Source organism: Bdellovibrionales bacterium (genome assembly GCA_016714165.1).
Lineage (GTDB): Bacteria > Bdellovibrionota > Bdellovibrionia > Bdellovibrionales > UBA1609 > JADJVA01.
The window spans coordinates 437,256-459,084 of record JADJNU010000001.1; the positions used below are offsets into that span (position 1 = coordinate 437,256).

At 45.9% G+C, this 21,829-nt stretch carries 22 protein-coding genes, 1 tRNA gene and 2 pseudogenes; 18 read left to right on the forward strand and 7 right to left on the reverse strand.

Going from position 1 to position 21,829, the window contains the following annotated elements; translation table 11 throughout:
* Positions 1–942 carry a fatty acid desaturase gene (locus IPJ71_01910; protein MBK7842442.1) on the forward strand — a complete coding sequence of 314 codons (942 nt, stop codon included), beginning with the start codon at positions 1–3 and terminating at the stop codon, positions 940–942.
* Here IPJ71_01910 and IPJ71_01915 read toward each other — a convergent pair.
* Entirely contained in the window at positions 934–4,203 is a 3,270-nt protein-coding gene (locus IPJ71_01915; protein ID MBK7842443.1) for a hypothetical protein, read from the reverse strand. The genes IPJ71_01910 and IPJ71_01915 overlap by 9 nt on opposite strands.
* A 130-nt stretch (positions 4,204–4,333) precedes the next feature.
* Between IPJ71_01915 and IPJ71_01920 the strand changes: the two genes are divergently transcribed.
* Positions 4,334–5,074 (forward strand): SDR family oxidoreductase, encoded by a 741-nt coding sequence (locus IPJ71_01920; GenBank protein MBK7842444.1) that lies wholly within the window; start codon positions 4,334–4,336, stop codon positions 5,072–5,074.
* A 13-nt stretch (positions 5,075–5,087) separates the two neighbouring features.
* Here IPJ71_01920 and IPJ71_01925 read toward each other — a convergent pair.
* Positions 5,088–5,163 (reverse strand) — tRNA-Ala (locus IPJ71_01925).
* A 174-nt stretch (positions 5,164–5,337) separates the two neighbouring features.
* Between IPJ71_01925 and IPJ71_01930 the strand changes: the two genes are divergently transcribed.
* The 7 genes and pseudogenes from IPJ71_01930 to IPJ71_01960 all read left to right on the forward strand — a co-directional run bounded on the left by IPJ71_01930 (position 5,338) and on the right by IPJ71_01960 (position 10,880).
* Positions 5,338–5,820, forward strand: coding sequence for an organic solvent tolerance protein (locus IPJ71_01930; protein MBK7842445.1), 483 nt, complete (start codon positions 5,338–5,340; stop codon positions 5,818–5,820).
* 25 nt (positions 5,821–5,845) lie between these two features.
* Positions 5,846–6,229 carry a RidA family protein gene (locus tag IPJ71_01935; protein MBK7842446.1) on the forward strand — a complete coding sequence of 128 codons (384 nt, stop codon included), beginning with the start codon at positions 5,846–5,848 and terminating at the stop codon, positions 6,227–6,229.
* A gap of 12 nt (positions 6,230–6,241) precedes the next feature.
* Positions 6,242–6,796: a YdcF family protein gene (locus tag IPJ71_01940; GenBank protein ID MBK7842447.1), complete on the forward strand. Its 555-nt coding sequence runs from the start codon at positions 6,242–6,244 to the stop codon at positions 6,794–6,796.
* A gap of 194 nt (positions 6,797–6,990) precedes the next feature.
* Positions 6,991–7,732 (forward strand): annotated as a pseudogene (locus IPJ71_01945) (ABC transporter permease).
* An 88-nt stretch (positions 7,733–7,820) separates the two neighbouring features.
* Positions 7,821–8,474, forward strand: a complete 654-nt coding sequence (locus IPJ71_01950; protein ID MBK7842448.1) for an ATP-binding cassette domain-containing protein — start codon at positions 7,821–7,823, stop codon at positions 8,472–8,474.
* Positions 8,471–9,463 carry an MCE family protein gene (locus IPJ71_01955; protein MBK7842449.1) on the forward strand — a complete coding sequence of 331 codons (993 nt, stop codon included), beginning with the start codon at positions 8,471–8,473 and terminating at the stop codon, positions 9,461–9,463. The genes IPJ71_01950 and IPJ71_01955 overlap by 4 nt, the downstream gene beginning before the upstream one ends.
* A 64-nt stretch (positions 9,464–9,527) precedes the next feature.
* Positions 9,528–10,880, forward strand: coding sequence for an ABC transporter permease (locus tag IPJ71_01960; GenBank protein ID MBK7842450.1), 1,353 nt, complete (start codon positions 9,528–9,530; stop codon positions 10,878–10,880).
* Between the two features lie 4 nt (positions 10,881–10,884).
* Here the strand turns inward: IPJ71_01960 and IPJ71_01965 are convergent, their stop codons facing one another.
* A complete protein-coding gene (locus tag IPJ71_01965) occupies positions 10,885–11,733 on the reverse strand; it encodes a 2,3,4,5-tetrahydropyridine-2,6-dicarboxylate N-succinyltransferase (GenBank protein ID MBK7842451.1) in 849 nt (282 codons plus the stop codon).
* 138 nt (positions 11,734–11,871) lie between these two features.
* Complete coding sequence (locus IPJ71_01970) at positions 11,872–12,522, reverse strand: succinylglutamate desuccinylase/aspartoacylase family protein (GenBank protein MBK7842452.1); 651 nt, start codon at positions 12,520–12,522, stop codon at positions 11,872–11,874.
* Positions 12,523–12,574: 52 nt separating this feature from the next.
* Between IPJ71_01970 and IPJ71_01975 the strand changes: the two genes are divergently transcribed.
* From IPJ71_01975 to IPJ71_01995, 5 genes are read left to right on the forward strand one after another with little or no spacing between them, the layout of a single operon-like run.
* On the forward strand, positions 12,575–13,000 hold the full coding sequence (locus IPJ71_01975) for a hypothetical protein (protein ID MBK7842453.1): 426 nt from the start codon (positions 12,575–12,577) through the stop codon (positions 12,998–13,000).
* Positions 12,961–13,782, forward strand: a complete 822-nt coding sequence (locus IPJ71_01980; GenBank protein MBK7842454.1) for an aspartate kinase — start codon at positions 12,961–12,963, stop codon at positions 13,780–13,782. The genes IPJ71_01975 and IPJ71_01980 overlap by 40 nt, the downstream gene beginning before the upstream one ends.
* A gap of 25 nt (positions 13,783–13,807) precedes the next feature.
* Positions 13,808–14,641, forward strand: a complete 834-nt coding sequence (locus tag IPJ71_01985; GenBank protein MBK7842455.1) for an alanine racemase — start codon at positions 13,808–13,810, stop codon at positions 14,639–14,641.
* A complete protein-coding gene (locus IPJ71_01990) occupies positions 14,541–14,798 on the forward strand; it encodes a hypothetical protein (GenBank protein MBK7842456.1) in 258 nt (85 codons plus the stop codon). Before IPJ71_01985 ends, IPJ71_01990 begins: the two co-directional genes overlap by 101 nt.
* Positions 14,798–15,385: a DUF502 domain-containing protein gene (locus tag IPJ71_01995; GenBank protein MBK7842457.1), complete on the forward strand. Its 588-nt coding sequence runs from the start codon at positions 14,798–14,800 to the stop codon at positions 15,383–15,385. The genes IPJ71_01990 and IPJ71_01995 overlap by 1 nt, the downstream gene beginning before the upstream one ends.
* Position 15,386: 1 nt before the next feature.
* Here IPJ71_01995 and IPJ71_02000 read toward each other — a convergent pair whose 3' ends face one another.
* The 3 genes and pseudogenes from IPJ71_02000 to IPJ71_02010 all read right to left on the reverse strand — a co-directional run bounded on the left by IPJ71_02000 (position 15,387) and on the right by IPJ71_02010 (position 18,266).
* The gene (locus IPJ71_02000) at positions 15,387–16,244 is read right to left on the reverse strand and encodes a glutamate racemase (protein MBK7842458.1); all 858 of its coding nucleotides are present in this window, start codon (positions 16,242–16,244) and stop codon (positions 15,387–15,389) included.
* A gap of 260 nt (positions 16,245–16,504) precedes the next feature.
* Positions 16,505–17,543 (reverse strand): annotated as a pseudogene (locus tag IPJ71_02005) (guanosine monophosphate reductase).
* A gap of 24 nt (positions 17,544–17,567) precedes the next feature.
* On the reverse strand, positions 17,568–18,266 hold the full coding sequence (locus tag IPJ71_02010) for a hypothetical protein (protein MBK7842459.1): 699 nt from the start codon (positions 18,264–18,266) through the stop codon (positions 17,568–17,570).
* A 267-nt stretch (positions 18,267–18,533) separates the two neighbouring features.
* Between IPJ71_02010 and IPJ71_02015 the strand changes: the two genes are divergently transcribed.
* The 4 genes from IPJ71_02015 (at position 18,534) to IPJ71_02030 (ending at position 21,822) form a co-directional block, all read left to right on the forward strand.
* The gene (locus IPJ71_02015) at positions 18,534–18,746 is read left to right on the forward strand and encodes a hypothetical protein (protein ID MBK7842460.1); all 213 of its coding nucleotides are present in this window, start codon (positions 18,534–18,536) and stop codon (positions 18,744–18,746) included.
* 8 nt (positions 18,747–18,754) lie between these two features.
* Positions 18,755–19,912: a tyrosine-type recombinase/integrase gene (locus tag IPJ71_02020; GenBank protein ID MBK7842461.1), complete on the forward strand. Its 1,158-nt coding sequence runs from the start codon at positions 18,755–18,757 to the stop codon at positions 19,910–19,912.
* A gap of 310 nt (positions 19,913–20,222) precedes the next feature.
* Positions 20,223–21,647 carry a TolC family protein gene (locus IPJ71_02025; protein ID MBK7842462.1) on the forward strand — a complete coding sequence of 475 codons (1,425 nt, stop codon included), beginning with the start codon at positions 20,223–20,225 and terminating at the stop codon, positions 21,645–21,647.
* On the forward strand, positions 21,625–21,822 hold the full coding sequence (locus IPJ71_02030; GenBank protein MBK7842463.1) for a hypothetical protein: 198 nt from the start codon (positions 21,625–21,627) through the stop codon (positions 21,820–21,822). Before IPJ71_02025 ends, IPJ71_02030 begins: the two co-directional genes overlap by 23 nt.
* Positions 21,823–21,829: the final 7 nt, after the last annotated feature.

Here is a 21,829-nt window from a genome sequence, read left to right on the forward strand (position 1 = left end):
ATGATGGTTTTGCCTGACAAATCTCGGACAAAACAACCGAATGCACTTTTCGTTCGTCATCCTCAGTTTGAAGCCCTTAAAACCGCCCATTTCGTTTGGGACTTTTTTTCAATTTGGGTGCCCATTGGAATGGGCATTTATCTTTCTGAAGGAATTAGCATTTGGTTCTATCCCTTGAGTTTCATGATGATAGCCCATCGTCAAATTGCCAGTGCACTGATGGGTCACGAGGGCGCTCATGGACTTCTTGCTAAAGGGCGATCGATTAATAATTTCCTAGGGCGCTACCTGTTTCACTTTCCAGCTTTGATTTCTCATTCACGCTACAAGTCACTTCATTTGCTTCATCACCGTTATTTGGGAGAGCCACATGATCCTGACACTTTTCTTTATGAGGGATATCCTCAGTCTTGGCGAAAGGTCGTGTTCTTTTTGCTCAGGGAGTTGATTTCCGGTCGGTCCCTTTACTATTTTGCCAATTATTTTACGGAAATTCCAATGATGATAAGAAAAATGTTTGGGATCAAATATTCTCGTGACCCTCACAATGGAAAATCCGATTTTATTCAGTATTCAATTTTTTGGTTAGCTGTGTTAGTTCTCATTCACTCTCTCGGAGTTTGGAAAGAGTTCCTTCTCTATTGGATTGTTCCGGTTGTCTTGAGCATTCCATGGATTCAGTTTCAGAACGCACTGGAGCATGGAGCCATTCGACTGACCGCAAAGAATCAGAGTCGTTCCATCTCCCATCCCGCACTTCTGGTCGCTTTAGCTTTGCCGAAAAATTTGAATTATCATTTTGAACACCATGCTAACCCTCATATTCCCCACTACAACTTGCCAAAGTATTCTATTTTCATGAAGGAAAGCCAGCTTGTTCCTCCAGAGGAAGAATTTCGCGTGGGCTTGGGATCAAGCCTGAAGCAACTGTTTTCACGGTAGTGCTCTGACAAATATTTCCAGCTGAGTTCCACTGATTTGGTTTGAAGTGAAGACGACTCGAGAGTGGGCCCAATCAATGTTGAAGCTACTTGCCGAAGCAGTGCTAAGACTAATGTTGGCGGCTCCTGTGCCGTCCGTATTGATCTTTCTTAAATAATAGCCCGTATTGCCAGGATTGGTTTCCCTGATAATGACTTTGTCATTAGAAGGACTAAGTAAGTAACTCACGTCACTCGCAAAGTCATTAACAAAGGTTCCGTCGCTGAGTCGGATGAGTCCTGTATTGTTAACGTTTTCGATAAATAATTCGGAAGATCCTGATGTCGATGACGGGTCATTTACATAAAGGATCTTCAGGGAGTCGCTTGTCGCAACATAATCTGAACATGAAGCACCCCAGCTAACTGCGGTACCACTGAGATCGATATTGCTTGTGCCATCAAGTGCATGAATTTCAATATTGTCATTAAAACTCGAGATCTCACCGCAACTGATCAATTTTGACGAATCCGGGAGGAAGCTAAAATTGCCATAAAAGTCATCGCTTACGGTCTTTAGTTTGACGGCATTATTTCCATCGATATCAACTTTGTAGATATCCCCACCATCGTAGCCTGAAGCGTAGTTCCCCTGATAGTAGGCGATTTTTGCACTATTCGGCGCAATTGTGAAATGGGCAACATCGTAATTTGCAGGGAGAGTTTGATTCAGCTTTGTCAAATTGGTCCCGTCAAGATTGACGGCATAGAGTTCGTTCACCGCGGTGGAATCTTGATTGGCCAAATAAATGACTTTTTGGCTGTCGGGGGTTATTTTGAAACTGCTGACTTGTCCCCCACTTGGGAGATTGGGATTGAGCCTCAGTGGCGTTCCAGTTCCTTGGGTGTCTGAAACGTAGAGTTCAGGCGCGCCTTGGACAGAATGGTCATCTGTGTAAATGATGTGCGCAGAATCAGGAGAGTAAAGACCAGTGCTGGCCACGCAGCCGCCGTTTGTGAAGGGGTCGCTGATGGGGTAGATTGCACTGCCGTCAACATTTGCAGTAAAAAGCTCATAGGTCGTGGAGTCCTTTTGTGCCGCTCGATAGATCACTTGCTGGCTGTTTGGGCTTAAACTGAAACTACTGTAGGCTGTCATCAAACTAGATCCACTGATGCGAATGAGATCTTGTCCGTCAGGTCGAACGCTAAACAAGGCTCGATTGCCTTGGGCGTCGTATTTTCCATTAAAAACAATTCGCTGAGAATCGGTGGTGATCAAGGCTTTATCAAACGTATTGTCACTGCCGTTGAGATCGTTTGGTTCTGGGTTCACTCGTAGCAGCCCAGTTCCGAAAAGATCCATGGTGTAAAGATCTATTCCGTTGTCAACGCTCAGATCAAGAGCTGCCAGAACAAAGCAGCCGTCGGGACTCAATTGAAAGGAACTAATGCCGGAATAAGAGGGAACCGGCAAAATCCGGGTTGTGGCAGAGATATCAGTCCCTTCCTTAATTGTACCGATTGCGACTCCATTCCCGAGATTTGCATTTTGGACATTTGATACCGAGAGAGTGAAGGTCTCTCCGGAGTCTGACGATCCATCATCCACCAGAGGAACTGTGATGCCGATTTCTTTTCGCCCGGGAGGAATGGTTAATGATCCTGATTTTGCCGTGTAGTCACCAGGCGCCATCGCTGTCCCATTTATTGTGGCGTACTGAAACGTCACAGGATATTTTGAGGGATTTGAGAGTTCAGCTACAAACACGGCACCACAGCCCTCCAAATTGGTAACAGATTTGAGATTGAGATCTGGGAGTGCTGTATCATTATCGAGGATGCTGAGAGTGAAAAGTTTAAATCCTTGAATGAATGACCCGGTTGGGGTTCCAAGAGAGATTTGAAGGCTCTCAGTATCTTCAATCCGCGCGTCATCGACGATTGGAATACTGATGGTTCCAGTCGTGGATCCCGCAGGTATGACAAGGGTTCCGCTGTTGGCCGTATGGTCGTGAATTCGAGAAGTGGTGAAGTTAATGATTGTATAGGGAACGCTGATGTTTTCTCCGCTTGCTGCCGTGATATTCACATCAACATTTACAGTTCCGACGTTCTCAGATACTGTCAGGGAGTCTTGAGGCATGGAGGTTGCTGGCGTTGGATCGTCGTCGGTGATGGTAATCGTATCGGTGCTGGAGCCAGTCCAGGCTGCATTGACCACAGTGCCTCTGTTGAGTACGACTGTTTTGGATGTTCCAGGTAAACTGTCGTTGACCAAATCGAAAGACTTGGTTGCTGTCAGAGAACCAGCCGGGATTGTAATTGTCCCGTTTGCGAGGTTGTGCTTTGTTGGATTGGCAGCGCTTCCAGATAACGTAAAAGGTATTTGGACATTAGATGCTGAAATCTTGTTCAGAGCTGCTTCTACGATGACCGTGCCGGCATTTTCTGAAACAGTCATTTGGGGAGTTTTCCAAAAGGCGTAGATGGTCGCACTCTCATTGTCTAATATTGTTGGGGAAGCAAACAGGCTGCTTGTCGTGGTGTTCGTTCCGTTTAGGAAATTGATGTCTATATCTTCAGTGCTTTCAGGATCGGAATCGTCGGTTGTCGGAATATTGAGACTAATTTGAGTTGTGAGCGCAGGGATAATAATAGTACCGGTAGTGCTTGCAGGATTGTAATCGACATTGAGTGTTGCTGATCCCCCGGATATTGTGTAGCTGTACGAAACCTGTTCAGTCGTAGGGCGGGAGAGCGTGATCATTACTGAAATCCCCTCTCCTTCCGTAACTATGCTTGTAGAAACTGCCGCAGAGGGCTTAGTTTGATCATCAACAAGTTTCAATGGAGCGGTGATCTCGCTCTTAGCTTGGTTTCCAGCAATTTGAATCGTGAAATTCTTTGGCGGCTCGTACACGTTATCATTGATCGTCTCAAGATAGAAGCTCATCGAGTTGCTGCCCTTACTTACATGAACAGTTCCAGAGTTTGATTTGAAGTCAGTGCTTTCTTCGAGAATTGACCACTCGAATTCGCAGTCCTCACTAAGATCCTTGTCAAATAGTACAAAGAAGGCCACCTTATCGCCTTCGACAATCTGCAAAGTGACAGAGGGAGTGCTCAGACCAACTTTGGTATTGTGGTCTCCAGGCAGAAGTGATCCGCCACCAATGGCGCCCTTGATCACGTTGTCACAAGACAGCAGGATCAAAGCGCTCAAAATGAGAAATGGCCAATGCATCAAACGGTCCAAATAGGCCTCCAAAAATTTTGTCATATAGCTGATCGGCACAATTGAGCCCTACTTTAGTCCTGTGAACTTCGCTTGTATTAGAACGATCCTCATGTTCACTTTATGTGATACAAAATGAGAATAATGAATGGATTTTCAAAAACAGGGGGGAGCAATGGAAGCTGTGCTGAACAAACTCTGCGTTGTCATTTTGGGTGCAAGTAGCGGTATTGGTGAAGCGACGGCGAGAGAGCTGCACGATCGAGGGGTTCGTCTTGTTTTGGGTGCTCGGCGAGAAGAGAAATTGGGTGCTTTGGCTCGAGAGCTAAATTCTTCTCGGGCCTCGGTGGACTTTCTTCAAGTGGATGTCGGATCCAAGGATCAGGTAGACAGATTTATGTCGTTTGCTCTTGAGAAAATGGGACGCATTGATGCGCTCGTCAATAGTGCGGGGGTTATGCTCCTTTCTAAAATCAGTGATTTAAAAGTAGACGAGTGGGAAGCAATGATAAATACCAATTTGAGAGGGGTTCTGTATGCCTGCGCGTCGGTTATCCCTCACATGTCCAAAAGCGGATCGGGTCACATCATCAATGTTTCCTCTGTTGGAGGCGAGAAGGTGTTTCCTTACGGGGCTGTCTATTGTGCAACGAAATTTGCCGTCAATGCCTTTTCAGAGTCAATCCATCAGGAATTCAAGGGGGCTGTTCGCTGCACTCAAATCTGTCCAGGCATGGTCCAAACCGAGATCAATGATCATATCGTTGCAGATGACCTTCGAAACGCAAATCGACTGGCCTACCGTATCGCTATCTCGCCCTCTCATGTGGCGCAGGCCATTTGCTTTGCTCTTGCACAACCTCCCGATGTTTCAATAAATAAATTGATTATTCGGCCTTCGCTTCAGTCATTTTAGTTAACAGGAGAATTGGTGGACCTGACAGGGATCGAACCTGCGACCTGAAACATGCCATGCTTCCGCTCTCCCAACTGAGCTACAGGCCCACTTTTTTATTCATCTTCAAAGAATTTATTGAGGAATATTTCTAGCTCTTCTGGCCAATGGTGGCAAGCAATAATTTTGTTGAAAAACTCAATAGTTAGAGGCTCTAATAGGATCTAAATGAATCTTGGGGAGGAACCGATATGATAGATAGGACAGGGACTCTGAAGAAGTCTATTAGACTTATTGCCGTATTATTTGTTTGCCTTGCTTGTTGTTTGAAAGGGCAGGCAAAGAATCTGACCAACCGCCTTGGTGTTGGATACGCAGATCAGTTTGCGGAGGAGCTTCCCAGTCTTGCCGTACGATACTACCCAAACCAGAATCTCGGTTTGTCTGCGTCCTTGGGAGTCGACACCCATAAAGACAGTTCGCGGTTTGGATTTATGGCACGAGTTCATCGTGTGATCTTTATGGAAGACAATTTGAATTTCTACATGGGAACCGGGGCGGGAATTTTGAGTGTTGAACTGTCAGGAGCAACCAGCTCTGGATTTGAGGTCAGTGGATTTTTTGGTTCTGAATTTTTCCTTCCAGGATTGGATTCTTTGGCATTCATTTTTGAGGCGGGAGTTGGTGTCACCTCGATTTCAAGTGAAATTCGTTTTCGAACAATGGGGAACAGTCCAATCAGGGCTGGAATGGTCTTTTATTTTTAAACGACAAAAAGATGAAGGGATAAAGATGTCAAAGCGTATCATTGAAACCAAATCAGCGCCAGCTCCTGTGGGGCCTTACTCGCAAGCCGTTGAAATCGGGGATACTCTCTATTGTTCGGGGCAAATTGCAATTGATCCGACGACAGGAGAGGTGTTAACCGGAGATGTAAAAGCTCAGACAGAGAGAGTGATGAAGAACATTGAGGCTGTATTGGCAGCTGCGAGTTTAAATTTTTCAAATGTGGTAAAAACCACAATCTATTTGATCAATATGGGCGATTTTGCCCAGGTGAACGAAGTCTACGGCAGGTATTTTAAATCCTCGCCGCCCGCGAGATCAACGGTGGCCGTGTCAGGTTTGCCAAAGGGAGTCAGTGTGGAGATCGAAGTTCTGGCGAAAAGGTCCTGAGCGAGGGTGCGACTGCAAAGGGGAATTCTTTTTGCTGGTGTATTTGTTTCTGGCTTAGGGGCCTGGGCCTTCTATGAAGAATCGCTTAAGATTTCTGGACAAACGGTGACAAGCTGGGAAGAAGATCACGCGGCGGATTGCGCGGTTGTCCTGACTGGGGGTGCTGGGCGCGTCCGCGAAGGTTTTGATCTTTTGGCTCACAAAAAAATTAAGAAATTGGTTATATCTGGGGTCTATCCTCACGCGACCCTGCGGGAGATTTTTCCTCAGTGGCCCTATTATGGCGTTTTAGACCAACGTAATATCATTTTGGAAAAAAGATCTGGCACAACTTACGGAAACGCTCAGCAGAGCTTGCCCTTGATCGAGGCTCTTCATTGCAGGGACTTGATCTTAATTACCTCAAGAATTCATATGTATCGTTCTATGAGAATCTTTTCGTCTGTTTTTCCGGAGTCTTTTCCTATTTATCCCCGGTCCATCGTGCAGGGTAGCTATGAGACGCCTTTTCCAGAATTGGCGATCGAAGTGATGAAATCTCTCTTTTATTCGCTTTGGGCCTACTAAGGACCAGGAGCCTGATTTTGCTCGACGTCCTGTTTACCCGAGTCTTATCAAGCTCAGCGCGAAGGTCTCCGATTTGTTAATAGGAACAGTTGGAGAAGAGCATGGCTCAAATCACAGCCTATTTGGTTGGACAGGTAGATTCACTCGGTGAGTGGTTTTTGAATATCGGCAAATACACGTTTAAAGTGTTCATCATGATCTATTTTGCCGTTCGTGCCGCCGTTTATGATCAAACCCAAGGGATTCGAACAATTGTGAGCGTTATTTCTGCTCAGATTTACTTTACAGGCGTTCAAGCGCTGCCGCTCATTTCAGTATTAGCTCTTGCCTCCGGCGGGATTGTCATTATGCAATCGAATATGCAGCTGAGTTTGTTGGGTGGCAATGACATGATTGGAAATCTTCTCGTCATTATCATCGTGAGGGAAATCTCTCCTCTGTTAACCGCACTCGTTGTGATTGCCAGAAGCGGAACAGCCGTCGCATCTGAACTCGGAAACATGAAGGTCAATAGAGACAGACGCTCTCGAAGTTATGGGGATCAACCCTCTTAGTTACATTGTCTTTCCTCGTCTCCTTGGCGGAATTTTGAGCGTTCTAGGGCTATCTTTTTACTTCATTGTCGTTGCGCTGCTTGGCGGATTTCTGGTCACTTCTCTTGTTCATGATTTGCCGTTCATATTTTACTCGGAGTCTCTGGCGCAAGCGTTTACGGGCGAGGATGTCTTATTGTTTTTGGCAAAAAACACATTTAGTGGAGCGATCATCTTTGTTGTTTGTTGTTATCAGGGGATGTTGGTGCAAAGCGGTCCAGAGGAGGTACCCCAGTTTACGACAAAGGCCGTTGTAAATAGTATTATCTATGTGACTGTTTTTAACTTGGGGACCACAACCCTGTTTTATCTCAATCAACTGAGAAAGTTGGGAGTGTTTTAGCTTGGAGATCTCCAATAGAATAGAAAAGATTTCTTTTAATGATTTGTCGTTTTCGTTTGGTTCTTCGCACAAACCCTTATTTATTGGGATGGATTTTGAGTTTCAAAAAGGTGAATCATATTGGATAAAGGGTGGTCCCGGCAGTGGCAAATCAACTCTATTAAAATTGCTCGTTGGACTGGTTCAGGCAACTGCAGGCGATATGGTCATAAATGGGGACGGTTTTCGACAAATGAGCTTTGAAGAATTTCTTCCGTATCGAAAACAGATTGGGTACAGCTTTGATCTGGGAGGGCTTATCTCAAATTGCACACTGTTCGACAATCTCATGTTGCCCCTCGCCTATCATCACTTTATGCCTTCCGAGGAAGCGAGATCGTGGGTCCATCAACTGGCAGAAGAATTTGAAATTTCTCCAGTCTTACACTTGCGACCCAGTCGTGTTTCAGGAAGCAACAAGAAGGCAACAATAGTGGCTCGCTCTTTAGTAATGAAACCGAGAGTTTTGCTTCTGGATGATCCCACAACTGGGATATCGGGTTCAAGAGTATCAAAGTTGGCAGAAATAATTCATGAGGGCAGAACGAACGGCCAAATTGATTTTATCTTTTTTGTATCGGAAGATATGCCATTTGTCAGAAAAATTGCAACCCGGACAATTGAAATCAAGGATCAGCGAATTTATCAGACGGAAGCAGTGCAATCTGGATTCATTATTGTAGAGAAAAAGAGGGTCATGTGATCGTTAAACTCACTCGGTATGAAAGGATGGCTGGTCTTTTCCTGGTAGGGGCCATCGTGGGATCCATTGCTGTAACGATTGGTGTTGCTGCAAAAAAGGGATGGTTCTCCAGAAAGATCTATTACGAGACAAATTTGGAAAATGCCGAGGGAATACATCCCGGAACGATGGTTCAAGTCTCAGGCTTGCGTGCCGGAGAAGTGAGCGAAGTCGAGCTATTAAGTAACGAGCAAGTAATGGTAAAATTTAGAGTTCTTGAGAAGTTTTCTGTGCGAGTGAAAGAAGACAGTCGCATTCAGGTTGTGAGGCCATTTTTGATTGGAGAGAAGGTATTGGATTTGTCGGTTGGCTCAGATGAGTCAGCAGAAATCCATGAAGGTGGGCGCGTGCATTCTCGTCCTTCGGTTGACTTGATGGATCTGGTTTCAGGAAAAAGAATGAACGAATTTCTAGCAAGTATCAGTGGCTTTGTTGAAAGTTTTCGAATTCTGAGTCGGGCCTTCGCTGATCCACGGAGGTCAGAGGCCTTTGTTAATACGATGGATCGGATAGAGCCCCTTGTTATTAATATGAATGCCATGTCACTTGGTGTAACAAAGATGACTCAGGCCCTCAATCGAGAGGGACGAATGGAGCTAATGGCAGGAAGTTTGGCAAGTTTGACCAACGAGCTCAAGGTGATTCTTCCGGATCTCACCAGGGAAGCACCCCAAATTGGAAAGCAGTTGGGTCAATTTGTGACGAGTATGACTATTTTGGCCAAAGAATTTGAGGTCCTTGCGCCGGCTCTTCGGGAGGTGGCACCTGATCTGCCTCAAACCAGCCGGCGAGCAGTCGAAGCTTTAAATGAAGCTGTTGTTCTTTTAAAGGCCATGCAGAAATCCTTTTTTCTACGTGGAAGTGTAAAAGAAGTCATCGATGAAGAAAAACAGAGGTCTCCTTCTTCAGAAAACGACTCAGATGTGAATTCAGGTTTTGGAAAGAAGTAGATTTAACTCATTTTTTTTGCTCATTTATTGAATTTTTTTCGACAGCAGATATGATACGAACCCAATGACGGTTCAATTTTTCTTGCGATATTTATTTTCAAAGAGGGCTGGGGCACTTATTCGGACCATTTCTTGGATCTGTGTGTTTGGAATTGGTCTGGGTGTCATGTCTTTGATTGTTGTTTTGAGTGTTATGAATGGTTTTAATGGAACCATACGAGATCGATTGCTCGCAGTGGATCCTCACTTGGTTGTTGGGTCGATTGTTTCCGACAATAGAGATTCAGCTGAGATTCGAAGCTCCCTGATTGAATTGCAAAGTGAATTTGCACAAGTTCGGAGCGTGGATACGGATTTGGTTGAAAGCCAAGATGTGATTTTGAAAACACTCGAGGGAACCTTTGGAGGCGCCATCGCCAAGGGGATGGATGTAGGCGACTTACAGAATATTCTTGTCAGCATTCAGAAAGTTGGCCAAAGACACAAGGGTCATTATGGAGAGGTAGAAATCAGAAGTGCTTCGGAGAAGAGTGGCGCAGATCCTGCGAAGGATTCTGGACACAGTTCTCTCAACGAATCTAAAGAATCTGAGGAAATAGTTAGAGTTAAGGAACTTGCTCGCCTTGGCCCAAAGGAAGTTATTTTGGGTTCTGATTTAGCCCGCTCACTTCGCATTCTTGAGGGAGATCAGATCATGGTAATACCTCCTGAGTCCTTATTGAAGCCGAAGGGAGAAGCTCAAGTTTATGAAACAGTGACAGTGAAGGCTCTTCTCAATTCGAGAGTGGCCGACATAGACAGCAAATTTATGTTTTATCGCCTGGGGCAGACCCTTGGGCAATTCAAGAAATCAGCGAGCAGGGAGATCAATCTTGAACTGCGCTTTAAAGATCCAGGCGATCACGTTCTTTATGAAGGCGACCTTCACAAGAGGGGATTTCGAACCTCGAATTGGATTGAGCGCAATGAAGCTCTTTTTTTCGCCCTAAAGATGGAGAAATTGGCAATGACTATATTTCTTGCTTTAAGCGCATTGATAACCTGCTTTTCAATCATTACAGTTTTGGTCCTATTGCTGACCCAAAAGCGACGCGATCTTGGCATCTTGATGGCTATGGGATTGAGTCAGACGAGAACGAGATGGATCTTTACACGCGTTGGAATGATTTTGAGTTTGACTGGGATGCTGGGAGGCTTAGGATTGGGTCTTGGTTTATGTTGGGCGCTTGACAAATATCCCATCGATTTACTGCCCGATATTTACTACGATTCATCGATACCAGTTCTTGTCACACGACAATTGGTTTATTTCGTCATATTTATTTCGGTGATTGTGGCTTTTGTCAGTTCTTATTTTCCCGCCCGGGCCAATACGGTGAGATGGCCCGCTTTGGCACTGAGGCGCGGAAACAAATAGGTGTCTAAACTGAGACTTCAAAATCTCTGAGCACTTTCGTTAGAGATGTCTTTTTGTCCGTTGATTCGGAACGTTGGCCAATTATCAATGCGGCAGGAACTCCAAATTGGCCAGCTGGAAAATCCTTCATGGTCGTTCCCGGGATGACGACAGAATTTTTAGGCACCCTTCCTTTGCTTATCTTTGGATTTTTTTCGGTTACGTCGATAATTTTCGTAGAGGCTGTGATGGTTACTCCCGCACCAAGAACAGCCCCCTCTTCAATGACGGCCCCCTCGACAATGATGCAGCGACTGCCCACAAACACGTTGTCCTCTATGATGACGGGACTCGCCTGGATCGGCTCTAGGACTCCGCCTATTCCAACTCCACCGGAGAGGTGAACATTGGCTCCGATTTGTGCGCAGGAACCCACCGTCGCCCACGTGTCAATCATCGTTCCCGGACCAACCCAGGCTCCGATATTCACGTAAGAAGGCATGAGTATGGCGCCAGGGCTAACAAAGGATCCCTTTCGAACGAGAGCGTGAGGAACAACTCTGACGCCTTCAGTTCCTTTCCATTTTTTTAATGGTATCTTGTCGACAAAACTGAATTCGCCAAATTCAATTAATTTCATTTTATTGATTTTAAAATATAACAAAATGGCTTGTTTGAGCCATTCTTGAGTCATCCACTCAGAGCCTTGTTTTGTGCAAACTCTTTGCTCGCCTGAATCGAGACCATCGATTGCATATTGGATCGCCTCAACGACGTCATTTCCGAAGTCCTCATTTGTTTTCGTCGATGCCAATTCGCCAAAGGCCAATTGAATGATTTTTTTTGCACGTTCTGTTTGGCTGTCCCTGTTCATGAAATAATTCCTTGTTAGATGTCGAAGCGCATTGAAAAATGCCTTTCAGAAATTTTCACCATACCTACCAGAGATCAGCATCGAATAAAATACTAAAGTAACAAATAAGAATTGGAGGAGTCGCTGGGGTTTATAAGATCAAACTTCGAGAACCTTGAGTGCCTCCAGAATGGCGGGCACGTGGATTTGCACCACGCTTTTATGACTGAGTCCGCGTTCTATCTCGTATGTGAGTGTTGGCATGTTGCGTTCTAATCCGCAATAGGTGCCGAGGCAACCTGGAGTTGGGTAGCCGATGCTGTCTTGGATTTCATAGCCTGTCAGTCGAGAAATGACTTCGGCTACATTTCTGCAATCTCCGTTTACATTGAGCATTGGCTTCCAAGAATGCAGGCTGAGGATAAAGGTGGGCTGGATCCTCTCGATCCATCCAGTGAGCGCCTGGTTTTCGAGTTCGCTATTCGCGGACTTCCCCGGAAAATAGCGGGGGTTCTCAACAGATGCTGTCCAATCTTGAGTGGGGAGATTGCGATTGAGATCGACCCCATTGGCATTTTGCCGTTGACCACTGAGAATACCGTCTACGTTAAACAAAGGAACAATGGTGAGCCTCAGGCATGGCACCGATCCTTTGGCGAGTCTTCCGAGGAGGGCTGATGCAGCGACCGTTCCTTCGCTTTCGTCGCCGTGCACACCCCCTAAAATCAACACATTCGGACCTCCCTGGCCAACTTGATACCCGATAATTGGCAGATTCAATTCCGATTGACCAAATATAAAACTTTTCACTTCTAGTTTCCTCGTGATAGGTTAGGGGCCCATGAAAACTCACTCATCCATTATGGTCAAGAAGTTCGGTGGCACCTCAGTTGGCTCAATTGAAAGAATTGAGGCTGTTGCAGACCGTGTGTTAGCGGATATGAAGTCGGGACAAAAGCCGATTGTGGTCGCGAGTGCCATGTCGGGAGAAACGAACAGGCTGGTCAAGTTGGCCAACGACATTGATCCCTCCTATCGCGGGCCGGCCTATGACATGCTCGTTTCATCCGGGGAGCAGGTTTCTATTGCGCTGCTGGCAATTGCATTGAAGAAGCGAGGCGCCAAAGTCGCACCTTTGCTGGCTCACCAACTTGGTATACAAACGGACGCTATTTTTCGAAGGCTCGCATCACGAATGTGGATGGGCAAAAACTTCTCGGTTTTTTGGAATCCTCGGTTGTTCCGATTGTGGCCGGGTTTCAGGGCGTTACAGAAGGACATCAAATAACTACATTAGGTAGAGGTGGAGGAGACACGACGGCCTTGGCGCTTGCGGCAGCGGTTGGTTTGGATGTCTGTGAAATCTATACAGATGTCCCAGCTATATTTACTGCTGATCCGCGTTTGGTGCCAATGGCTCGCGAAATAGACGTGTTGAGTTTTGAAGAAATGATGGAAATGGCTACTTTGGGTTCTAAAGTTCTGCATTTTCGAAGCGTTGAAATTGCGGCCAAATACAATGTGAAAATCCACCTGAGGTCTGCTTTTGAAACTCGAGAGGGGACCTGGGTGGTCCCAGAAGGAGAGAAGATGGAAACTCCAGTTGTGTCTTCAATAACTCATGACGCGTCTGTGGTTGTATTGAAGCTTTTTCCTGTTCCGTTTGGAGCTAAGTTTTTGGCCGATCTTTTTGAAAAGCTCGCAGAAAGAGGAGTCGTGGTCGACATCATCACTCAGAGCCAAAATGAAGAGGGGCAAAGAGTTGCTTTTTCAGTTCCCGAAGATGATTTGAACATGGCGCTCGAAGTGGTGGCGTCCGTAGTCGGTCCTAAAACTCAGGTGGTTCCGATGAGAGGAATGGCCAAGCTTTCAGCCGTTGGAGTCGGTATGGCAAATCATCCGGGAGTGGCCTCAAGGTATTTTCGAATTCTTGATAAAGTGAATGTACCCGTTCATCTTGTAACGACTTCCGATATTAAAATCAGTGCCGTGATTGAGCGGGAGAAGTTGGGAGAGGCCGCAAGGGCTTTGCATACCGAATTTGGCTTGGACTGTGAGGCGAGGGTTTGAAGGGGAAAAATCGCTAAGGAGAGGGATGGACTTTTTTTATCGCAACAATGAGCTTGGATTTCTATCAGGGAAAGTTTTTTTTTCGCTAAATGATATCGCATCCAGAGCGAAGCGTCCGGTGTATGTCTATCATTTGGATTCTATCCTACAGCGCTATCAGCGCTTCGTCGAAGCCTTTCAAGGGGATGTCCTCGTCTGTTATGCCGTCAAGGCGAACTCCCATCCTGTTTTGCTGAGGGCCTTGGCGCAAAAAGGGGCTGGCGCTGATGTTGTTTCTGGAGGCGAAATAAAACTGGCTCTGTCCTGCGGTTTTCCTGGGAGCCGAATGGTCTTTTCCGGAGTTGGAAAAGAAAAATACGAAATTCAATTGGCCCTTGAAAATAGAATCAAGCAGATCAACGTTGAGAGTCCCTCAGAATTGAGGCGAATTGGACAGGTTGCAAGATCTTTGGGAGTTCAGGCCAATGTTGCCTTTCGATTGAACCCCGATGTGAATCCGGACACACATCCCTATATTCGAACAGGCTTTAGGGAAAACAAATTTGGAATGGATGAAAGTTTTGTCTCTGAATTAAAGAGAATTTTAACAGAGTTCTCTCGAGAACTGAAGCTCGTGGGGCTGAGTTTGCACATAGGGTCTCAGATTCGTGACTTAGGCCCTATCGAAGAGGCCGTGCGAAAATCTTTGCCATTGTTTAAATCTTTACGTGAGTCAGGTCATCCTCTAAATGGTTTTGATGTGGGCGGAGGATTGGGTATTGATTATCATCAAGACAATCCTTCCTCTCAAGGAGGGCAGGGTCCCAAAGGAAAACATAAAAACTTACGATGTCGTAGGTCCCATCTGCGAATCAGCTGACGTGATAGGCTTCGAAAGGGAGTTGCCGGAGCTGGCAGAAGGAGACTATTTGGCCATTATGGACACGGGAGCTTATGGGGCGGTGATGGCATCCCGCTATAACAGTCATGAGCTTCCCCTTGAATGGGTTTATCATAATGGTGAGGAGCTTCATTGATGAGGACCTTTTTAGGTATTTTTGGTCGTGGTTTGGTCGCCTTGCTACCAACTTTTTTGTCCGTCTATATTTTGATTCGTTTTTTTCAATGGGCAGATAACATCATTCATAGTTTATTGGCTCTGCTCCTGCCGGAAAGTTTTTATATTCCCGGGATGGGGATTGTCTTCGGAGTTTTATTTATATTTGTCCTGGGCCTTTCCCTTTCTCATTATTTGGGAAATAAAGCGCATCAATTGCTTGATCGCCTGTTTCGTCAGGTCCCGTTGGTAAAGAGCATATACATCGCCATTCAAGATCTGACGGATTATTTCTCTCCAGAAAAAGGCGCGGGGGGAGATGGACAAGTTGTTGCGGTGAAGTGGCCCGACTCGGGCGCTCAAGCAATAGGTCTGGTGACACGGAGTGATTTGTCGGGGCTTCCAAGCGGTTTGGACAGAGAGGGGCGAGTGGCTGTTTTTTTTCCGATGAGTTACCAGATGGGGGGCTTTACTCTTTTTCTTCCGAAGACTTGGTTAACTCCGCTTGATATGAAGGTAGAAACGGTCATGCGTTCAGCACTCACAGGTTGGATAAAAAAGAAATAGCTTAAAAATTCTTCGTTTGGTCGGCCTTGGAGCTATCCGAAGTTACGAGATTTACGTGCGTGAATTTTGCGGCCTTAAAGGGATGCAATATTTTTTCGGCTGTGAATTGTATGTGCTGGTCAAGGTCGGTATTGAGTATCTCGATTTTTCCGGAGCTTGCGGGGTTCGCTTTTAATTTCCCTTCGTTCATGTTGCTCATTATTTCGGCGCTAATTGCTTTCCCAGATTCGACGAGAGTCACTCCGCCACCCATAACTTTTGCAATGGATTCTTTCAAGATTGGGTAGTGGGTGCAGCCAAGAATGAGAGTGTCGATTTCCTGCGTGGCTATAGGGCTCAGATAGCGATGGATCACGAGATTGGTGAGGGGGTCCTGAACCCAGCCTTCTTCGACGAGAGGAACCAAGAGCGGACAGGCTTGCTGAAATACTTTTGTGCGTGGATCGAGTTCGTGGAGGGCTCGCACGTATGCCCCTCGGTTGACAGTGGCTCTTGTGGCAATTATGCCAATGCTGAGAGTTTGTGAGATTTTATAGGCCGTTCGTGCTCCTGGTCCGATCACCTCGTAAAGTGGCACAGCAATTTTTCTATCGAGATCCAGAACGCTCGATGCGGAGTTGCAAGCAACCACGATGGCTTTTACCTTGCAACTCAACAGAAACTGAATGTTTTGTTCCACGTAATGGCGAATTGTGAGCGGTGATTTTGTTCCGTAAGGAAGTCTTGCAGAGTCTCCCAAATAAAGGAAATTTTCCTGAGGGAAATCTTCAGCCAGAGATTTGAGCACGGTGAGGCCACCGACTCCGGAGTCAAAAACGGCAATTGGAAATTCGGCCCTATCAGCAGCTTCAAGAAACATCCTTTGAGTCTACCTGATATAGCCGCACGGGTCAGCACAAAGAAAAAAGCCTCCCCGGAGAGGAGGAGGCCAAAACGAAAAATGAGGCTGTTGGGCCAACGGACTGGAATCCAACAGCACTCCTTCAGAAAACACGGAGCGGGATCAACAAAGGAAAAACGGCTAAGAAGAACAGGTCAAAAAACCTCGCCAAATAAGCCTAGAAAAAGCGAAGACATTGGTCAAAGGCAGATTGCTCGGAGCCTCGTCATTGGCTGAAATCAGTTCTTTAGTCCATGTGCTCTTGATTCGAAGTATCCCATGGGCGTCATCTCGACAAATAAGGAGTTTGTTCGGATATCTTCGATTACCAAGGCATTGATGTATGACATTCCGCTCCTTAGTCCCCCAGATAGCTCATTTATAACATCTGAAATGTGGCCCTTTACGGGAACTAGAGTCGATTCTCCCTCAGGGGCCATTCCCTCTGGGACCCCCCCTCTCCAGGAGGCTTGTGCGGATTTTGATGCCATGCCACGGTACTGTTTCATCCCGTTGTGGATAGGCCCCGGAGACTCAATTGTTCCAGAAAGAAGAGAGCCAAGCATAACAGCGTCCGCCCCCGCAGCGAGGGCCTTGATGATATCGCCAGAGGACCTGATTCCTCCATCTGCGATGACGGGGACTCCCTTTGGCCTGGCAACTTGAGCGCAAAGAGAAATTGCCGTGAGCTGCGGCACACCGCAGCCGGTAATGATTCGAGTTGTGCACATGGAGCCAGGGCCTATGCCCACTTTGATCGCATGGGCGCCCGCCTCTATGAGATCCACTGCACTTTTTGGGGTGGCGACGTTTCCTGCAATCAACTGGATGGAGGGAAACTCGGTTTTTAGCCAAGCGAGGGTTTCAATCATGGCAACAGAATGCCCGTGGGCTATGTCGATGGTGAGAATATTGACCCCTGAATCTACCAAGGCTTTGGCGCGATCCTTAAAGTCATCGTTGACCCCAATAGACGCCGCAATGTCTCGCGCCAGAACTCTTAATTTTTGAAACTTGTTCAACTTGTTCACTGATCGACATAAATCTATGAAGGATACCGATCGCTCCAAGCTGGTTCATTCCAATTGCCATCTCGTGTTCGGTAACAGTGTCCATGTTGGCGCTCACAAAAGGTTTTTCAATCATTGTTTCCCGAGTCAGCCGGGTTTTTAGCTCGGGGCTCCGCCGGGATCGCACATCGGATTTGTTAGGCACGATGAGGACATCGTCAAAGGTGTAGGCCTTGCCTCTGCCAGTCAGAGCTTTCCAATCAAACATAAGTTCCATGCTGAAGTCTCCTTATCAGGTCGATTGTTTTTTAGATATTTCTTGGCGTTTTATCTGGAGAGAAAAGATGAAATAAAAAACGGAATAAAAGTAGCTCGTGACGAGAAAAGTCAATCCTCCCGTGATGAACTGAAAAACAGGATGGGCTAACCAAGGGAATATTTTGCTATTCATTTTGAAGAGCAATTCTGCAGAAAAGCTTGCCACAAATATGCCGGTTAGAATCCAAAAGACTCCCTTGGTGAGTTCGCTTGATTGAGAGAGCGCGTCCACCTTTCCGTTTTTATACTCAGGGTCAAATAGAACGACGAAGGGCACGAAAATATACCGAATCTGTTTGTATAGACCGGGGACAACAAACAAAATTGCCCACATCAAAATATGTCCAGTCATACGAAGGCCCTCAACAAACAGGGGCCAGCTGTGTTGAGAAACTATTTTGGCCCATTCCTGATAGGGGCGCTGGTTCTGCCAATCATTAAGCCTTATCGGAAGGAGGAGAATCAACACAAAACTCACCGTGATCGAAGTCGCCAGTTGACCCAATTGAGCAATAATTTGATCAATGCCCCCTCTTTGGGCAACCTTGATGCAAAAATCGAAATATTGATTCAATAGCTCAGAGAGTATCCACAGAGGGAGGAGAACTCCATAAGAGGACCTGATGAGAGGTACATAAGATCTATTCGAGAGTGCAAAGGCCTCTTTGATCATGGGATATTCCTCAGAAGTGAGTGGATTGGGGGATCACAGTTGACAATTGAGCCACCTAAATTTGGATTTGTCAAAATGCCTGGTTTTGTTTGAATTTTGAGCTTTTCTCCTGTTTTTTTACCTTGTTTTCGATTGACAGCGAAGCCTCAGACGGTCACTTTATTGCGGCAGCGAAATAAAGTTTAGTCAGAAAGGCCCCGGTGGCGAAATAGGTAGACGCACAGGACTTAAAACTATGGAACGCTTTGCCGGGAAAGGACTCAAATAATGGATAAAACAACAGATTTTGGGTCTATTGCTAGACGCAACCCTCTCAAGTTGCTAGGCGAGTCTACCGATAAAGTAGTGAGCCTGGACGCCTGGAAAGAGATGCGGGATCTTGCTGAAATCAGCCGTAAATTGAATGGTTCAGCGAACTCCGGTAGCTTGCTCGCTATCGTGAAAGAACAACGGGAAAGGGATTTGCTCAGCGCAAAGTAATTTTGAACATGGGAAGAAAGACGACTGCGATTCCTCGCATACAAATTGATAATCCGAAAGAAGGTAAACGAGCCACGTTTTCTGTTCTTTGGGATAACCGTCGTCTTCCCAATGCGAAAAACCAATACGAAAAACTTGAGCATCCCACTGTCACTGCGATCAACAAACAATTTGTTAATTCTGAAGTCACCTTTGAAGAGGCCCGCAAGTCTTTAGAGGACTTTCGTGAACGGCAGTATAAAGAGTTGCGCCGCGAACTCGGCGTCACTTCTTTCTCAAAATACAACCGACTTACGATTCAGCGGTATTACGACGAAAAAGTTAAACCTCGCCACAATCAAGACACCTCTAAGCGGTCTATGTGGAATGAACTCAATCGTGCTATTGAGCTTCTTGAGAACAAATCGCTTCGCACCGTCACCGCTGCCGACATTCAAGAAAAAATAAAACATGCTCCCATTCGCAGACAGCGAAGAATGATTACGATTCTTCAGTCTCTTTTAAAGTTCATTGACCGCAAAGAAATAGATCTTTACAAGCCTAAAGAACCTCAAAAAGAAGTCAGGTATCTGACCGAAGAAGAGTTCAACATGCTTGTCGGCAAGATCCCCGACGACATTTCTAAACGCTACCCGTTGTTGAAAGACCTATTTCTGATTGCTTTCGGGACCGGATGCCGTGAATCCGAAATTCATGGTTTAAGATCAGGCGACCTTCTTATTAAAAATGACGAAGCGGTCATTCATCTCCAAAGACAAAAAGTTCGTAAAGAAGATGCCTCCGCTTCTGGCGAGAGAATCCGTCTTCCAATAAACAGAAAGAAAAGATGGATTGTTCCGTTAGCTAAACAGCAAACGATTGCAGCCTTCAAACGATGGTGTTCGGCCTCCGACGTTGATAAAGAGGAGCTTCGCAACATCGCTAGTCCAAACTTAAAACGACTCTGCGAAGAGTTTTTTAAAAATGATGTTCGAACGCATGGCGGACTTCACATGCTTCGAGCTAGTCATGCTGTGGCTTTACTAAGTCACGGTATTTCGCTATCGTTGGTAGCAAAACAATTGGGTGATTCGATTGTCGTTGTGGAAAAGTATTACAGCTCTTTCACACTCACCGATGATCAAATTGGAATCGTGCAAAAAGTCCTTTCAACTGGTTCGCGCTAGATGAAAGGCATCAGTGAAAACTGATCGCTCTTTGAAAAATGATATGTGCCTCGGTGGCGAAATTGGTAGACGCACAGGACTTAAGAGGAATTTGAGTGCCTTGAGGGAAACCTCAAGAGTAGAGCTGTTCAAATTCGGGGAAGCCTTCACTGGTAATCCCGAGCCAAGCCGAAACGAAAGTTTCGGAAGGTGTAGAGACTAGACGGACAGAACCTAATGCTTTTCGGAGCGATGGTTAAGGGATGGTCCAGACCACGAACGTCACTGGCGGCGAAAGTCGAAGTGGTAAGAAAATCCTGGGGCTCCAGCAATGGGCCGTGCCGGTTCAAGTCCGGCCCGAGGCACCACATATCATTTTTTAAAGGCATTTTTGGTAACTCCACTCAAAGTAGATGGAGTATTTTTTGAAGGGGGAACGATTATTGATGAACCGAAGCTTGCTCTTACTTGCTTTAGGTTTGTCTTTTCCGCTCCAGTTTTTGCCGCCCTAGATTCTAAAAAAGTTTCCTTCCGTGAAGCCATTGATATTGCCCTTGAGAAGTCCCCTTCTTTAAGCAGCGCTCGTAGCGAACTCAGCATTCGCGATCTTGAGTATACAAACTCCTATTCCGTTTTTCTTCCTTCGCTTGACCTTAGTGCGACCCATGGGCTTCGCGGCTCAAATCCTTCAATTTACAATAACAATTATGCAAGTGAGTTGAATCTTCAGCTTACGGAAAATCTTTATGACAACGGAGTCAGTTTAGCAAAATATGATTCTGCCCGTTTTCAAAAAGAAATTGCTGAACTGGGTTATCGTAACGAGCGCGACAAACTCATACTCGACATTACATTCGAATATATGCGCTATTCGTTGGCTGCCAACCTAGCTCAAGTTCAAGAGCAACAATTCAATATCGTTAACAAACAGTATAAATCAGTTTCCAGCCAATACCAGCAAGGAGTGAAAACTCGCCGAGACTACCTGCGCTTTAAAACTGAATTACGTCGGTCCGAAATAGAACTGCAAAATTCGCGTACCACGATGGAAAAATCTAGACTGGAACTCATGCGGCTGCTTGGTTTTGAGGTTGGCGCGCAGGTTCAGCCGTTTGATTTCGAGCCCGTTAGCGTCGATTTGAAATCGGTTGAACAAGTGCCTGCCCAGCGACCTGATCTTACCAGTCACTATCAATATCGAATTGCTAGTCTTCAAAGAAAAGTATCTGAGAATGATGTGTATATTGTTCGGCGTGATTACTGGCCGCAGCTTTTTCTAACTGCAGGTGCCACATATCATACAGGCGACTATCTCGGAACAAGCTCTCCTTTGGCCGAAAATGAAACTAAAAGCTGGAACGCTCTTTTGACTTTGAAATTTAACCTGTGGGACTGGGGTATTCGCCGAAGAAATATCTCGATTGCGGATGCCAAGCGCACTCAGGCTGAGAATTCCATTGCGGCCAACCTCAATACTTTTTCATCCGAAAACGCCAAAATGATGTTGGAGCTAGATCAAAGTACTAAGAATTTTGCTGTTGCCCGCGAACTTCTTGAGCTTGAAACCAAAAGTTACGGTTTTCTCGACACGGAGTATAGAAATGGCAAGGTTTCCTACTTGGACATCATAGTGGGATTGCGGGATCTCTTAAACGCGAAAATTCAAATGTATACTTCATACTACGACTTAAGAGGGCAATTGCTGCGCTATCGCTATCACGAGGGAAGGCTGTATGAATCAATTTCTGAAAAATAACCGCAAGCTTGTGATTGTCGGAATCGTCGCCGTTGTTGTTCTTGGATATTTTGCTTTCAAATCTAATCTTGTCGGTTCTCAATCTGAACAACGGGCTGGAAAAGTAGCAAGGGAAACTCTTGTTCAAAGAGTGACTATTGCCGAACTGCCGAACCAATTCGCTCCACCGTCGTGACGGCACC